The sequence below is a fragment of the Pseudomonas putida genome, assembly GCF_003228315.1.
In the GTDB taxonomy this organism is placed as follows: Bacteria; Pseudomonadota; Gammaproteobacteria; order Pseudomonadales; family Pseudomonadaceae; genus Aquipseudomonas; species Aquipseudomonas putida_S.
Window position 1 is genome coordinate 5,639,764 of record NZ_CP029693.1, and the last position, 14,015, is coordinate 5,653,778.

Annotated in this window: 17 protein-coding genes, 1 tRNA gene and 1 pseudogene; 6 read left to right on the forward strand and 13 right to left on the reverse strand. The window is 58.1% G+C overall.

Features of this window, described 5'->3' with window-relative positions:
- Nucleotides 1-2: 2 nt before the first annotated feature.
- Nucleotides 3-491, reverse strand: a complete 489-nt coding sequence (locus DKY63_RS26400; protein ID WP_110966810.1) for a DMT family transporter — start codon at nt 489-491, stop codon at nt 3-5.
- A 77-nt stretch (nt 492-568) separates the two neighbouring features.
- On the opposite strand from DKY63_RS26400, the gene DKY63_RS26405 reads away from it, so the two are divergent.
- Nucleotides 569-1,471, forward strand: a complete 903-nt coding sequence (locus DKY63_RS26405) for a LysR family transcriptional regulator (RefSeq protein ID WP_110966811.1) — start codon at nt 569-571, stop codon at nt 1,469-1,471.
- 8 nt (nt 1,472-1,479) lie between these two features.
- Here DKY63_RS26405 and DKY63_RS26410 read toward each other — a convergent pair whose 3' ends face one another.
- Entirely contained in the window at nt 1,480-1,764 is a 285-nt protein-coding gene (locus DKY63_RS26410; RefSeq protein ID WP_110966812.1) for a type II toxin-antitoxin system RelE/ParE family toxin, read from the reverse strand.
- Nucleotides 1,754-1,993, reverse strand: a complete 240-nt coding sequence (locus DKY63_RS26415; protein WP_110966813.1) for a CopG family ribbon-helix-helix protein — start codon at nt 1,991-1,993, stop codon at nt 1,754-1,756. The genes DKY63_RS26410 and DKY63_RS26415 overlap by 11 nt, the downstream gene beginning before the upstream one ends.
- Nucleotides 1,994-2,146: 153 nt before the next feature.
- Here DKY63_RS26415 and DKY63_RS26420 point away from each other — a divergent pair, with 153 nt between their 5' ends.
- The 4 genes from DKY63_RS26420 to DKY63_RS26435 all read left to right on the forward strand — a co-directional run bounded on the left by DKY63_RS26420 (nt 2,147) and on the right by DKY63_RS26435 (nt 5,077).
- Nucleotides 2,147-2,785 (forward strand): LysE family translocator, encoded by a 639-nt coding sequence (locus tag DKY63_RS26420; RefSeq protein ID WP_110966814.1) that lies wholly within the window; start codon nt 2,147-2,149, stop codon nt 2,783-2,785.
- A gap of 87 nt (nt 2,786-2,872) precedes the next feature.
- Nucleotides 2,873-4,219, forward strand: a complete 1,347-nt coding sequence (locus DKY63_RS26425; RefSeq protein WP_110966815.1) for a sensor domain-containing protein — start codon at nt 2,873-2,875, stop codon at nt 4,217-4,219.
- Between the two features lie 117 nt (nt 4,220-4,336).
- Complete coding sequence (locus DKY63_RS32745) at nt 4,337-4,501, forward strand: stress protein (protein WP_110966816.1); 165 nt, start codon at nt 4,337-4,339, stop codon at nt 4,499-4,501.
- A 72-nt stretch (nt 4,502-4,573) separates the two neighbouring features.
- Nucleotides 4,574-5,077, forward strand: coding sequence for a DUF4142 domain-containing protein (locus DKY63_RS26435; protein ID WP_110966817.1), 504 nt, complete (start codon nt 4,574-4,576; stop codon nt 5,075-5,077).
- A gap of 45 nt (nt 5,078-5,122) precedes the next feature.
- Here DKY63_RS26435 and DKY63_RS26440 read toward each other — a convergent pair whose 3' ends face one another.
- The gene (locus tag DKY63_RS26440) at nt 5,123-5,533 is read right to left on the reverse strand and encodes a low affinity iron permease family protein (protein WP_110966818.1); all 411 of its coding nucleotides are present in this window, start codon (nt 5,531-5,533) and stop codon (nt 5,123-5,125) included.
- Between the two features lie 130 nt (nt 5,534-5,663).
- Between DKY63_RS26440 and tam the strand changes: the two genes are divergently transcribed.
- Nucleotides 5,664-6,434: a trans-aconitate 2-methyltransferase gene (gene tam / locus DKY63_RS26445; RefSeq protein ID WP_110966819.1), complete on the forward strand. Its 771-nt coding sequence runs from the start codon at nt 5,664-5,666 to the stop codon at nt 6,432-6,434.
- Between the two features lie 63 nt (nt 6,435-6,497).
- On the opposite strand, the gene DKY63_RS26450 is transcribed toward tam, so the two are convergent.
- From DKY63_RS26450 to DKY63_RS26490, 9 genes and pseudogenes are all read right to left on the reverse strand, one after another.
- Nucleotides 6,498-7,226, reverse strand: a complete 729-nt coding sequence (locus DKY63_RS26450; RefSeq protein WP_110966820.1) for a class I SAM-dependent methyltransferase — start codon at nt 7,224-7,226, stop codon at nt 6,498-6,500.
- An 11-nt stretch (nt 7,227-7,237) separates the two neighbouring features.
- Nucleotides 7,238-7,507, reverse strand: a pseudogene (locus DKY63_RS26455) (type II toxin-antitoxin system HicB family antitoxin); the annotation flags it as partial.
- Nucleotides 7,508-7,582: 75 nt separating this feature from the next.
- Nucleotides 7,583-7,852 carry a short-chain dehydrogenase gene (locus tag DKY63_RS26460; RefSeq protein ID WP_110966821.1) on the reverse strand — a complete coding sequence of 90 codons (270 nt, stop codon included), beginning with the start codon at nt 7,850-7,852 and terminating at the stop codon, nt 7,583-7,585.
- Between the two features lie 425 nt (nt 7,853-8,277).
- Nucleotides 8,278-9,822 carry a Fic family protein gene (locus tag DKY63_RS26465; RefSeq protein WP_110966822.1) on the reverse strand — a complete coding sequence of 515 codons (1,545 nt, stop codon included), beginning with the start codon at nt 9,820-9,822 and terminating at the stop codon, nt 8,278-8,280.
- Between the two features lie 316 nt (nt 9,823-10,138).
- Nucleotides 10,139-10,212 (reverse strand) — tRNA-Gly (locus DKY63_RS26470).
- A 138-nt stretch (nt 10,213-10,350) separates the two neighbouring features.
- Nucleotides 10,351-11,235, reverse strand: a complete 885-nt coding sequence (locus tag DKY63_RS26475) for an alpha/beta fold hydrolase (RefSeq protein ID WP_110966823.1) — start codon at nt 11,233-11,235, stop codon at nt 10,351-10,353.
- A gap of 313 nt (nt 11,236-11,548) precedes the next feature.
- Nucleotides 11,549-12,241: a pseudouridine synthase gene (locus DKY63_RS26480; RefSeq protein WP_110966824.1), complete on the reverse strand. Its 693-nt coding sequence runs from the start codon at nt 12,239-12,241 to the stop codon at nt 11,549-11,551.
- A 34-nt stretch (nt 12,242-12,275) separates the two neighbouring features.
- A complete protein-coding gene (locus DKY63_RS26485) occupies nt 12,276-12,494 on the reverse strand; it encodes a cysteine-rich CWC family protein (protein ID WP_110966825.1) in 219 nt (72 codons plus the stop codon).
- Nucleotides 12,494-13,987, reverse strand: coding sequence for a sensor domain-containing diguanylate cyclase (locus DKY63_RS26490; protein ID WP_110966826.1), 1,494 nt, complete (start codon nt 13,985-13,987; stop codon nt 12,494-12,496). The genes DKY63_RS26485 and DKY63_RS26490 overlap by 1 nt, the downstream gene beginning before the upstream one ends.
- Nucleotides 13,988-14,015: the final 28 nt, after the last annotated feature.

The window sequence follows — 14,015 nt, forward strand, 5'->3', positions numbered from 1 at the left end:
CTTCAAGAAGTCACAGTCACCGATTTCCCCAGCGCATCACAAAACTGAATCAACACCACCCCGCCAACCAACATCAACGCCCCGGCCAATCTCGGCAAGGTGACATGCCGCTCCAGCAACCCAAACCACCCAAAGTGATCCAGCACCAGCGACGCCACCACTTGCCCCGCCAGTGACAGGGCCAGGAACCCCGAAGCCCCCAACTTGGGCAACAGCACCACCGCCAGCGAAATGAAACACACCCCGAAAGCCCCTCCGGCCCACATCCACAGTGGAGCCCTGGTCACGAATGCCAACGAAGGCAGTGGCAAGCGCAGCGCCAGGATGATCGGCATCAACACCACAATGCTCACCAGCAACGACGCCAACGTCGCCCACAACGGATGGCCCAGGCCACGCCCCAGGTTGAAGTTGATCGCACTCTGGAAAGGCACCACCGCCCCGGCAATCACGGCGAGTAAAAGAAAACCGATTCCGTGCAGCGTACTCATGTTCAGGCTCCAACAGGTTTTGCTGGACTCTAGGGTATTCATCGAGCAGATTTAAATTCCGTTTTGTTATCCAGAACATGCATCAGATGAATGATCTGCGGCGTATCGACCTTAATCTGCTGGTGATCCTCGACGCCTTGCTCAGCGAACAGCACGTGACCCGCGCAGCTGAACGCCTGCACCTGAGCCAACCGGCGGTCAGCCATGCCCTGGCGCGGTTGCGCGATCTGCTGGGCGATCCATTGCTGGTGCGAGCCGGCGCCAGCCTGGTGCCGACTCCGCGAGCGCAGGAGTTGGTGGCGCCACTGACCGAAGCCCTGGCCCAGGTGCAATCGCTGCTGGCGCCAAACGCCTTTGATCCGACCACCGCCAAACGCACTTTTCGCCTGGCGATGTCCGACTATGGCGCCGCCATCGTCCTGCCGGGGTTGATTCGTCAATTGCGTCGCGAAGCGCCTGGCATCGATCTGCAGATCAGCCACGCCAGCCGTGAAGGCATGCTCGAAGGCGTGCTCAACGGTGACATCGATGTCGCCGTCGGCGTGTTTCCGGAAATGCCCAACGAGTTGCGCAGCACGCCGCTGTTCGAAGAGCACTACGCGTGTTTGCTGGACCGCAACACACTCAATGGTGACCTCGATCTGCCCACTTACCTGAGTCGCCCCCACGTGCTGCTGGAAATGCGCGGCAGCGGCACCCCGGAAATCGAACGCGCATTGACCGCACTGCGTGAGCGCCGCCGAGTGGCGATCAGCCTGCCGCACTGGAACGTTGCGCCGGATCTCATCAGCGGCACCGACTTGATACTCACCGTCGCATCCCGGGCCCTGCGCGACATTGATGAATCATCACTGATCGTTGTCCCGCCACCGTTTCACATTCCCTCGTTCAGCTTTGTGCTGGTGTGGCACAAGCGGCGGGGTGGGGATCAGGCGTTGAATTGGTTGAACGGGCTGATTGGGGGGAGAGGGGAAGGCTGAATTGATGATTACCAAAGAGCAGGTGGAAGGCGACGTGTGTGAAAGATTCGAAGAACCTGTAAGCGATCTTTACGAACGCGATAGGGAATCAGATAGGGGCGATCGGTCATGACCCATTCCCGGGTGCCGGGTAAACGCCCTTCATGGCCGGTCGCTGGAAAGTGAGCAAGATGGTCCACGCTGGCGAATACAGCCTGGACGAAATCTGCGGCAGCCTTTGGATTCTCTTTTGCGATGTATGCGGCTTCGTCATCAAGATTTTTCAACGCCGTACGTAGCCACTCAACGCGCATTGGTTGTCCACTTGTCAGCGATAGCTTTCACTTCATCTGTTGTTGCGAAGTCACCGGCATCGGCTTCTTTCAGTGCTTTCTGAATCTCTTCTATTTGCCAAGCTTCCCGGGCCAGGTACTCCCGTAACGCATCCACGGCCAAAAATGATTTGCTGCGGCCAGTTGCCTTGGAAAGGCTGGCGAGGGTATCGGCGATTTCATCGGGTACGCGCAGGGACATGACTGACATGATGATCTCGGTGTAGTTGTTTGTAATACAACATACTACACCGTAGTTGCCGGGTAACGGCCAGCCCGTTCGTCTGTCGAGATCTTTCAGTCAACACCCAATAACCTGATATAGACTGGCCACCATTCACCAAACAGTTCAAAAGGACTTCCCATGACCCCATCGCTGCTAATGGCCGTGCTTGCCTCGGGTTTCATTTATGGCATCACCCCGGGGCCGGGTGTGCTGGCGGTGTTCGGGATTGGCGCGGCCCATGGGCGGCGGGCGGGGGCCGGGTTTCTCTGCGGGCATTTGCTGGGCGATGTGATCTGGTGCAGCACGGCGCTGGTGGCGATTGTCGGGGCGCGGGAAATCGGCAGCACCGCGTTCGATGTGCTGGGTGTGCTCAGTGGCCTGTATCTGTTCTGGCTCGGCTGGCGTGCGGTGCGGGCGCGTCGCAGTGGTGTCGAGGCGCCAGAAGGGCCCGCGCGACAGCCCTTCTGGCATGGCATCCTGTTCGGCCTGACCAATCCCAAGGCATACCCGGTAGCAGTCGCCACCTTCACGGCCTTGTTGTCGAGCCGCGCCGAGTTGCTGACCTGGTCGATGCTGCCGTGGCTGATTTTCCTGAGTTTCGTCGGTGGGCTTATCGCCTACGCTATCCTCATCGGCATTGTCGGGGCGCGACGGGTGCGCACCTTGTATCAACGCCATGAGCTGGCGATTACCCGGTTGTGCGGGGTGATGTTTATCGGTTTCGCCATCAACGCCCTGGCGCATGCCTTGCCGGGGCTGGTGACGAACAAGGCTTGAAGCTGATCGCAGGATTGCATCAGTGGCACGGGTTTCGGTCAGGGATGGTTTCTTATCGCGGTATCGTTCGGACACGCTCTCGGCACCATGACCATCAGTAATTCCGCTCCGTTGGCGAGCTACATCGACCTCTTGCTGGACGCCGTTTGCGCGGTGGATAAACAAGGCCGTTTCGTTTTTGTCAGCGCCGCCTGCGAGCGCGTTTTCGGTTACAGCCCGGACGAGTTGATCGGTCGCCAGATGATCGACCTGGTGCACCCGGCCGACCGTCAGCGCACCCTCGATGCCGCGCGGGACATCATGGGCGGCGAGCCCAAGCTCAATTTCGAGAACCGTTACCTGCGCAAGGATGGCCGGGTGGTGAACATCCTCTGGTCGGCGCGCTGGTCGGAGGTCGATCAGTTACGCATCGCCGTGGCCCGCGACATCACCGAGCGCAAGCAGGCCGAGTCCCGGCAGGCGGCGCTGTACGCAATTTCCGAAGCGGCCCATGCGGCGGAGGACTTGCTGGCGCTGTTCAAACGCATCCACATGATCATTGGCGAATGGCTGCCGGCGCTGAATTTTTCCGTGGCGTTGTATGACGAACACTGCGCGGAGCTGAATTTTCCCTATCACGTCGACGATCACGAGCCGCAGCCCGAGCAGCCCGGCACGATCACCGGGCGCCTGTGTGCCGAGGTGATTCGCACGGGCTTGCCGATCCTGTTGACGCCGGACCAGGACATCCCACCCACGGGTTTCGAAACTTTGGTTACCGGGCAGAATTCGCCCTGTTGGCTGGGTGTGCCGCTCAATTCGCAAAACGGCACCATCGGCGCGCTGATCGTTAAAAGCATTCCCGGCGGCGAGCGCTACACCGAGCAGGACAAAGAGCTGCTGCAGTATGTCTGCGCCCAGGTGGCGACGGCGATCGAGCGCAAGCAGTTGCATGCGCGCCTGCAACGCATGGCCCAGTACGACCAGTTGACCCAGCTGCCCAACCGCGAATTGCTGCGTGACCGGCTCAAGGCTGCACTGGAGTCGGCCCGCGAGGAGTGTGGGCGCATGGCGCTGCTGTATGTCGACCTCGACCGCTTCAAGCAGGTCAACGATACCCACGGTCATGCAGTGGGCGACATGTTGCTGCAAACCGTCGCCAATCGGCTCAAGGGTTGCGTACGGGAAACCGACACGGTGGCGCGTATCGGCGGCGACGAGTTCGTGGTGTTGTTGCACAGCATCCACGCCTCGGGCGATGCCGACACCGTGGCCGGAAAGATCCGTCAGGTCCTGGCCCAGCCGTTGCGCCTGGATGGGCACAACCTGCACATCCAGCCCAGCATTGGCGTGGCGCAATACCCGGAAAACGGCACGGAAGAAAAGCAGCTGTTCAGGCACGCCGACGAGGCCATGTATACCGCCAAGCGCGCGCATCACTTGCGGCTGGTCTGAGTGCCGGCTGCCGTTCGTCGCACTGTCGGCGCAATTTTCTAAACCTTTTGGGACGCATAAATTCAGAATCTATGCGGGCGCAAGTTCGCCAAGATCATTACCAAGAGGTAGAGAATCATGCCTAACTCAAGAAACTCGCACTCGGATCACATGGCCAACGATCGAACCAAGACGACTGAAGCGGGTCGCAAAGGTGGGAAAACCACCACCACGACTGTCGACAAAGAGCCAAAACCCGATATGAGCCGTAAAGGTGGACAGGGCGGGCAAAAATCCCGCTAGTGGATGCAGGTGGTTTTGATTGAGAAGCGGGGGCGAAAGCTCCCGTTTGAATTGTTAAAGGAGGGCGCGACCATGAACCCTGTGGCCACCCGTTTTCGCAACAGCGTTTTTGTCACTGTGTTGGGGTTGTGCGCTGGCAGCGCTTTCGCCCAGACCCCTGTTGAATTCATCAATGATGCCTCGGTGCAGGGTGTCGCCGAAATTGAAGCCAGTCGCCTGGCGCACCAGAAGTCCGAATCCAAAGAGGTCAAGGATTACACCATCATGGTGATCAATGACCGCACCACCGCCAATCAGCATCTGGCGAAGATCGCCAAGCAGCTGGATCTGCCGGTGGCTCCCCGCGAAGAGGTGGTGGACAAGGCCAAGGCCTTGATGCCTGAAGTCATGGACGGCACCAGTTTCGATGAGGCTTACGCGGCCAATCAGGTGAAAACCACCGAGCAAGCCATCGAACAGCTTGAGCAAACCGCGCAGACCACCGACGTGCCCGAGATCAAGGCATTCGCCGAGGAAACCCTGCCCAAGCTGCAGACTCACTTGCAAATGGCCAAGGCGTTGCAGGCCAGTCGCTAGCCCTTTGCGTGCGCGGGTGAGTCCGGCTCACCCGCGCATACATCCTCAGCAATCATTCAGGCCGTGCTTGCCTTTTTCTTCGACGACGGTGCCGTCGATGGAGACGGTCTGGCCTTCGCCCAGGCTGCGGTAGTGCTTGCGCAGTGCTTCCAGTTCCTTGAGATCCAGAGCCTCGAGCCCCAGCATCGCGTTCTGCGCTTCCTTCGTCACCCGCAGCAATTCATCGACTTTCAAATGCAGGATGTCAGTGTCGCGGTTCTGTGTGTTCTGGATCAGGAACACCATGAGGAAGGTGATGATGGTGGTCGAGGTGTTGATGATCAGTTGCCAGGTGTCGTTGAAACCAAAAATCGGCCCGCTCAGCCCCCACAGGAAAATCAGGATGATCGCCCCCAGGAACGTCCCTGGACTGCCAGTCCACAGGGCAAGTTTTTGTGCGATTTTTGCGAATTTCATGGCCGTGTTCCTTAAGTGAAGGCACCTGAATTTCAGACAGTGACGGCGAGCTGAAAATTCTGCTTTTCTCTGGAAAAGCACGCCTCGGCCATGGGGTAAGATGCTTGCGCATCCACGACAGGAGAACGCCATGAGCTGGTCCGCCAAGCAATACGTCGCTTTTGAAGATGAACGCACCCGTCCCGCCCGTGACCTGTTGGCGGCGATTCCCGCTGGGGAAATACGCTCGGCCGTCGACATCGGCTGCGGTCCGGGTAACTCCACCGAATTGCTGGTGGAGCGCTTTGCCGGTGCCTCGGTGCGTGGGTTGGACAGTTCGGCCGACATGATCGAGGCGGCCCGCAAGCGCTTGCCGCAGGTGCAGTTCGATATCGCCGACATCGACACCTGGAATGATCAGGGGCCGTTCGATGTGATCTTCGCCAACGCCGTGTTGCAGTGGGTGCCCGATCACGCCACGTTGCTGCCTTCGCTGGTGAGCAAGCTTGAACCCGATGGCAGCCTGGCGATCCAGATGCCGGACAACCTCAATGAGCCTTCGCACCGGTTGATGCGTGAAGTGGCTGCTGATGGTCCATGGGCCAGTAAGCTCGCAGGCGCTGCCGGCCAGCGAACCGAGATGGAAAGCGCCAGCGGTTACTACTCGATCCTCAAGGCCTGTTGTTCTCGCGTCGATGTGTGGCGCACCACTTACCATCATCCGTTGGCCGGTGGTGCCTCGGGTGTGGTCGAGTGGTTCAAGGGCAGCGGCCTGCGGCCGTTTCTCGAACCGCTGGATGAGGTGGAGCGGGCGCAGTACCTGAAGCAGTATCTGGCGGCCATCGAAAAAGCCTATCCGGCGTTGCCTGATGGATCGGTGTTATTGCCGTTTCCGCGGTTGTTTCTGGTGGCGACGCGTTGATGTGCAAAAGGGGCGGATGACAATCGTGTCATCCGCCCCTTTTCTTCGAGCTTCAGGAAATCCTCAGCGGTGAACGCTGACCAACATCATCATCGGCCGCTCCCGCTCTTCGGCCAGTGCCGGCAGGGCCGTCACTTGTGCATCCGTCGGCCCCCATTCATTGACATGCCGGATGCTGAAACCGGCGGCAATCAGGGTGTTGAGCAAGGTACCGATCGTGCGGTGCTGCTTGATCACGCCGTCCGCCAGCCAGTTGGTCACACGTTCGCCTTGCAGTTGATAGCTATCGACGGGCCAGCTCTTGCGACCGTCGGCATCGGTGATCCAGCCGGGGTTGCGCGGTGCCATGAAGATGGGGTGTTCGATGGAGAACACAAAGTGCGAACCGGGCTTGAGGGCGGTGTAAATATTGGCGAATAGACCCGCCAAATCCTTGATGTAGTGCAGGGCCAGGGAACTGTAGGCCAGATCGAAACTGGCGGCTGGCAGGTCGAGATGTTCCAGGTCGGCGCGTTCGTAGCGGATGTTGCTGTTGGGTGTTGTGCTGCGCGCCTTATCGAGCATTTTTTCCGACACGTCCAGGCCGAGCACGCTTTGGGCGCCTTGTTCACTGGCCCAGCGGCAAAACCAACCATAGCCGCAGCCGAGGTCCACGACCTTCAAGCCTTGCATGGGCGGTAGCATGGCCTTCAGTGCGGGCCATTCCGGTGCGGCATCAAGGCCATTGATGGAACGGGCCATCTGGCTGTAGCCGTGGAAGAAGTTGGAGTCGTCGTAGATATTTTGGGTCATGTTCTGGGCGCTCCGTTGAAATCGTTTGTATCCATATCGATTGTTGCCCATATGCAGCCTGCGTACTTTGAACTTGCTGCATGCAGAGAAACGTCATTGGCTGGCGGGATGGGAGCGCCATCCTCTATAAGAATCTCCAAGTGCCCCTCAATGGCTTCGCGAGCCATGACTATCACGTCGTCCAGGTTCTCAGCGGCGGAAAAACAACCTGGCAAGTCGGGGACTTCCACGCCCCATGCGTGTTGGGCGTCTCCCTTTGAAATCGCTATTGGGTAAAGCATCTTTGCGTCCTCCATGGACATGGTTGCCAGTTCTATTAAATACAAAGGGCGCCTTGACGGGCGCCCATTGGGGCATCACGACGGTTCTGCATCCATGCGTCGAGCAATAACGTCCAAAACATCGCAGCCATCGCGCAGCGGAATGCAGCAGAGCAATGCAAAGTCGCTGAGGATGACCGAGTCAGTGGTGATATCACCCCGCATCGCGAGATTTTCTAGGATCTGCGTCACGGCCCGAATTCTGTAACTGGCCGTGCTGAGCAGGGAGTGGAGGGGTTGTGTGGTATTCACAAAAAGCGAGGGGAGATCGTCGGCGTTACTGGTTAAGGCCATGAACTCTTGCATGAGTAAAGCTCCACTTAGTTGAGGTTTACCAGCCAATCGTCGCCAAACGAAAGGGTGGCAACTGTACGCAGGTTGGCGAACCGGAGTGGAAGCCGGCAGATCTTGAGATCTCCCGCGTACAGTTGCCATAAAACGACAACTTTACAGATGCAAAAACGCCTGCAAGCAAGCCAGTGCGCTTTTGCATTCCACTTCAGGTCGCCAAACCCGACACGCCAATTTGGCGCGCTGGGACTATAGGCCTCGTGGCAAAAGCGCAGCAATGCGGGAGTTTACGGACAATTCCCAGATTATTGTAGGACGTTGCCTTATTTAGAAATTGCTTCGGCAAGATCCAGAGATTCACTAAATTCCGCCCACAAAAAAACCGGCCATCAAGGCCGGTTTTTTCTTTACCTGCATCTCCCGTCAAAAACCGTCGAAAATCACTCTTCACCAATCCCCATTTCTCTATTCTCAAACACAGACCGCACAGCTTCTACAACACGTGCCGCCTTATCCTCATCCTCAAGCTGCGGATACTCTTTCTTGAGCTTGCCCGATGCCACCCAACCATTTTCCTTGATGGAGCGAATGATGCGATTTGCATCCTGGTCCGGCATCTCCAGCACTTCCTTCAACTGCTCCTGTGCCCGCTGAAAGATCATCAGTACTCTGGCTTCATCCGCCATTTCCTTTTTTATCGTGTGCTCGATGACGCGAGCGGTGTACAGGATGTGTTCGGTCAGATCGGGATAGCGCCATGCAAAGCGCGCGTCCTCGTATTCATCGAAGATGAAGTTGCTGCGGGTACCGTCCTCGTAGGTCACCAGTTCGCCGAATCGATAGGCCGTCGCGTAACGCCGCATGAACGGTCGCGAGAAAACTTCGAGCGTACGGTCGTATCCGGCCCTGAAGTCGATCGAACTTGTGATGGTGGCGGACACCGGCAGTATTACGCCGTCTGGCACTGCCTTGTCCCTGCCCAGAGTGTCGTTGATCAGGAAACGGTGAATCCGGCCGTTGCCATCGCGCATGGGATGGATGTACACGAAGCCGAATGCCAACACGGCGGCGCGTGCCACTGACTCCGCACCACGGGTGGCAACTTCAAACTCGTTGAGTCCTGCCAATAGCTGCGCGAGGTCCGCAAAATGGGGGGCGATGTAATGCACGATGTCCTCGCGCATGGTGGCTTGCCCCACAAACACCGGAGAGCGCCGCAAGCCCAGGCCGATAGCATCATGCCCAAGAATACCGGCTTGCAGTGAATGCAGACTGTCGTTACTCAATGGGTTTTTGATATGGCCGCAATGCTGCGCGATGACATGGGCAAAGCGCTGGATGCGATCGGCTTGGTCGGCTTCTTTTTCGATGAGAAAGCTCGCGCGCGATTCCTTGAACGTCAGCCAGCTGGCCGTACGCATCAGAATGTCGGCGCCGAAAGCCTGATCCAATTCTCCCAACGCTTCGCGTAGATCGAATTGCAGAGCTTCCTGCACAGGCGCCGTTCGGCGAATCAAGGGGCAGTACTGAGGCGTTCCCGGCAGGTTGTTGTTGATTCGCCAACGCCGTGCTCGTAGTGGTTCGCAGCGAGTCAGGTAATCCTGTGGCGAAAGCAGATCAACGTAGCCGCCATTGGTCACGTCAGGTACATCCAGGTGTGCCCCTGTCAGCCATTCGTAGAGGAACCCTGTGCGGCGGGCGTATTGGCCGAAAGGCTCCCGTCGACACCAATCTTCAACAGGCTGTGGACCTATGGCCGCAAACAGGCGGGCGAAAAACTCGAGGTGAATTTCTTCATATTTGAGGCCGAATTCGAAATGTCCCGCGAAATCATCCGCGGGCCGGTAGCTTGGCGGATATCGATTTTCCACATTACCGTCGATTTCGCGATGGACACGTACGGTGCCGATCATGGATTCGACACGTAGAGGCTGTACCAATGCGATGTTGTAACGGGTCGCGAGGGTCTTGAAACCTGTTTGCATTATCGAAATCCTTTATTGGCGCAATAAAAACGCTAACAGATCGTCGATCTTATGCGAAAACGCTAATTTCGAAAGTATGAAAAAATTAATGTCGGAAGAAATTTGATAACAAATCTGTGTTTTTCGAAAAAAACACTAACAAACTCAGAGTAGACGCTTTCGCCCCGGCGCATTTGTTCATTGATCAGCGGGAAATGAGTAAACGATTCATTGCTCCATCTCACCAAACCCCAGACACAAAAAAACCGGCCATCAAGGCCGGTTTTTTCTTTACCTGCATCCCCCGTCAAAAAATGACGTGAGACAAAAATTGGATTGGAGCGGGTGAAGGGAATCGAACCCTCGTTATCAGCTTGGGAAGCTGGAGTAATGCCATTATACGACACCCGCTCGGAGCGGTGACTTTGTACCAGATGTGACTGTGGAAATGAAGTTTTTCTTTGCGCTGGACGGCTTTGGACCGCGTGACGGTCAATCGCGGGCAAGCCTTGCTCCTACAGGGCGGGGCTTGCTCGCGATGACGCTGTTTCAGATGGCCAATGCATGGTGGTCCTGGACGTGGTTGTAACGCGGTCGAGCTTCATACTGCCCAGGCTTCAGGAACCCCATCAGTGCGTTGCGGCTGTCTCGGCAGGCGGCTTTGTGTTCCAGGTCGAGAAAGTGGCCGGTGGCCTGCAGGGTGCTGAAGGTGCCGTGTTGCACGTGGTTGGCGAACAGCCGGGCGTCTTCGGCGCTGGTGTACTCGTCCCATTCGCCGTTCATGAACAGCACCGGCACGTTGATTTTCTTTGCCGCGTTCAGGTAGCACTGCCGATCACTGTGCAACACGTCGTTGATGTGGAAGTGCATTTGCCCGTACTCGTGCTCGGCCAGGGAGCTGACGTGCTTGTAGTTGAAGCGCTTGAACAACGATGGCAAGTGTTTGCCAATGGTGTCGTTCACCAAGTGTCCAACCCGCTCGCCGTCCCGGCTGCCAAGGTAATCGACGCCACGTTCGAGGTAGTCGAGCATGTGCGCGTTGACCACCGGGGAGAACGAGCTGATGACGGCTTTTTCGATCCGGCGTGGCCGTTGCGAGAGTGCGACCAGAGTCGCGGCGCCGCCCCAGGAAAACGACAGCACGTGTTCGGCGGCGAAGTGGTCGATCAGCTCCAGGAGGATCTGCCCTTCGATTTCCTTGGTCAGCATTTTCTCATGCAGGTTGTGGGCTTTTGACTGGCCCGCATAGGGCTGGTCGTAGCAGACCACATTGAATTGCGGATAGAGGTTTTTCACGGTTTGAGCAAACGACGCAGTCGTGGACATCGAGCCGTTGACCAGAATGATGGTCTTCTCTGCGGCGCCTGCGCGATAGAACTCCGTGTAAACCCGATATTGACCCTGTATATCCAGCACAGCGATTTCTGGCCTCATGTCATAAGACTCCTGGCAAGCGGGTATGCGCGCAAATGAGATTGCACGAGCTTTGTGACAGGTAGGCATATGCCTGGAATTTTTGGAGGCCCATGTCGATCCATTGCAGCCGGTCGACGGGTATTGTTATTGGCGGGCAGTCTGCCGGGTGAGGCCGGAACCCATGGGTTCCTACCGGCAAAAAGTTTCTTAGAAGTATGTTGTGACTCGTCGGTCACATTTCGGCCGACGTCCTGATTCAAGCAGGGGTCACATCATTGCGCAAGTGCCGTTGGTAAATTGTTCGACAACTTTCTGCTGAGCGGTCGCGGGCTTATATCAGAGCGATCTCTTCATCGCGCAGTGGGCGGTATTCGCCCGGTTTCAACGTTTCGTCGAGCACCAGCGGGCCCATGCGTTCGCGATGCAGGCGCAGCACTTTGTTGTCGAAGTGACCGAACATGCGCTTCACCTGATGGTAGCGACCCTCGACGATGCTAAGTCGTGCGGATTTCGGTCCCAGCAGCTCTAGCCCGGCCGGTTGAGTGGTGAGGTCTTCGAAGGCGAAGTACAGGCCCTCGGTGAATTTGACGGCGTATTCCGGGCCGATGTCCTGCTCGGTCTCGACGTAATAGACCTTTGGCAGTTTGGTCTGTGGCTGGGTCAGGCGGCGTGACCAGCTGCCGTCGTTGGTGATCAGCATCAGCCCGGTGGTGTTGAAATCCAGGCGACCGGCAATGTGCAGTTCGTCCTTGTCCGGTTCATGAATCAGGTCGAGCACGGTGGGGTGCTGCGGATCGCGGGTGGCGCTGACGCAACCGGCGGGTTTGTACAGCATGAAGTGGCGCAGCGGCTTGCCGGTTTGCAGGACTTCGTCATCGACTTCGACACGACTGAACTCGCGGACCTCGGCATGGGGGTCGCTGACGATTTTTCCGTCGATCCTGACACGCTTTTCCACCAGCAACAGACGCACCTGCTTGCGGTTGAAGCGGGGCAGGTTGCTGAGGAAACGGTCGACGCGCATGACTCAAGTATCGATGGGGAAATGGGCGCGCATCTTACTTGATCGGCCGGGAGGCTGCTTGCAACTGCGCCTCGACCTCGGCGCAGCGCGGGCACAGGCAGGCGGCGTTACGCAGCTCGAGCGGCAGCGCTTCGAGTACCGCAGGGTCGATGCTGACGCCGTAGCACCAGCACGCCCGATCGGCGGTTCGCGGGTCGGCCAGGGCGCAGTCGTTGCGGGCGCCGCAGGCCGGGCAGAGGTCAGGCTGGCTCATCATGGATACGCATAGCTGGAGTGCGGCAGTTCCACACAGGTTCGGTTACGGCCACTTTGCTTGGCCCGGTACATCGCATGATCGGCCCGCGACAGCAGGGTGTGCAAGGTGTCGTCGTGTTGCAGGGTGGTCAGGCCGATACTGACGGTCAGATGCAGGCTGCGGCCATCGTAGCTGTAGGCCTGTTGCTCCACATGTTGGCGAATTTTCTCGGCGATCATCTTGCCGGTTTCGCCATCGGTGTCCTTGAGCAGCACGATGAACTCTTCGCCACCCCAGCGGCAGACGATGTCTGAATGGCGCAGGCAGCTTTCCAGGTCCCGGGCGAAGCCGATCAGCACCTGATCGCCGGCCATGTGGCCGTAGGTGTCGTTCAGGGCCTTGAAATGGTCCAGGTCCAGCAGCAACGCCGTCAGCGGCTTGGGCTCGCGCTGGGCCTCGTGCATGGCTTGCGCGGCCAGCAGGTCGAAGCCGCGACGGTTGGGCAGTTCGGTCAAGCTGTCGAGGGTGGCCTGGGTCTGAATCCTGTTCTGATAACGCTTGATCACCTGATGGATCAGCGCCAGCACGGTCAGCGTGACGATCAGGCAGATCAGCAGGTTGAGGTACAGCGAGCGGCGGATGTCACTGAGATCGCCGTCTTCGCGCTTGTCGACGAACAAGTACCAGTTCAGTTCCGGAATGAACCGCACGTTGAGGAAATGTCCCTGGCCCTCGCCTGAATATTCGTAGCTGCCGCTGTGGGGCTTGGGCAACTGGCTGACCAGGTTTTTCATGCTGTCGAGTTCACCCAAGGTGCGTCCGGCCAGCGCTCCCTCCGGACCGCCCTCGGCACCCGTGAGTACCAGGCGCCCGAACGTGTCGACGAAGTACACGCTGCGCTGATAGCGCTGCTGGTACTTGTCGATCAGCTTGATCACCGCATCGACCGTCAGCCCGACCCCTGCCGCACCGATGAAACGGTCGTTGTAGTCGTAGACCTTGTAGTTGATGAAGACCGTCAGGTTGTCCTTGTTGGCCAAATCAGGATCGACGTTGATTTCGTAGGGATCCTTCATGTCCCGCACACGGAAGTACCAGGTATCGCGCGGTTCCGTGGCCTTGACCTGCTTGAGCACACCTTTGGCGTGGTAGTAGGTCAGGCTGGCGTTGGAGACGAAGAAGGCGGTGTAGGCGCCGTAGTGGGTCATGACCTCGTTGAGGTAGCGGGTCATCTGGTCGGTGTCGCGTTCGCCGTTGACCACCCAGTCGCGCATGAAGGTGTCGCGGGCCATCATCGAGGAAATCAGGATCGGCCGGACCAGGTCTTTCTGGATTTCCGAGTAGACGGTGTCCGAAGTCAGCGGCAGCTCGGTGTTGACGATGTTGTCGCGGATCGACGCCCGTGAGGCGTAGTAACTGAGGAAGGAAGTGGCCAGGAAGCCCGCGCCCAACAATGCGACCAGCGTGAGGATCAATGAACGTTGAGAGTACAGCGGCGAGCGCAGCGGCATGGCAATTCCATTGGCAATAATCCGATGG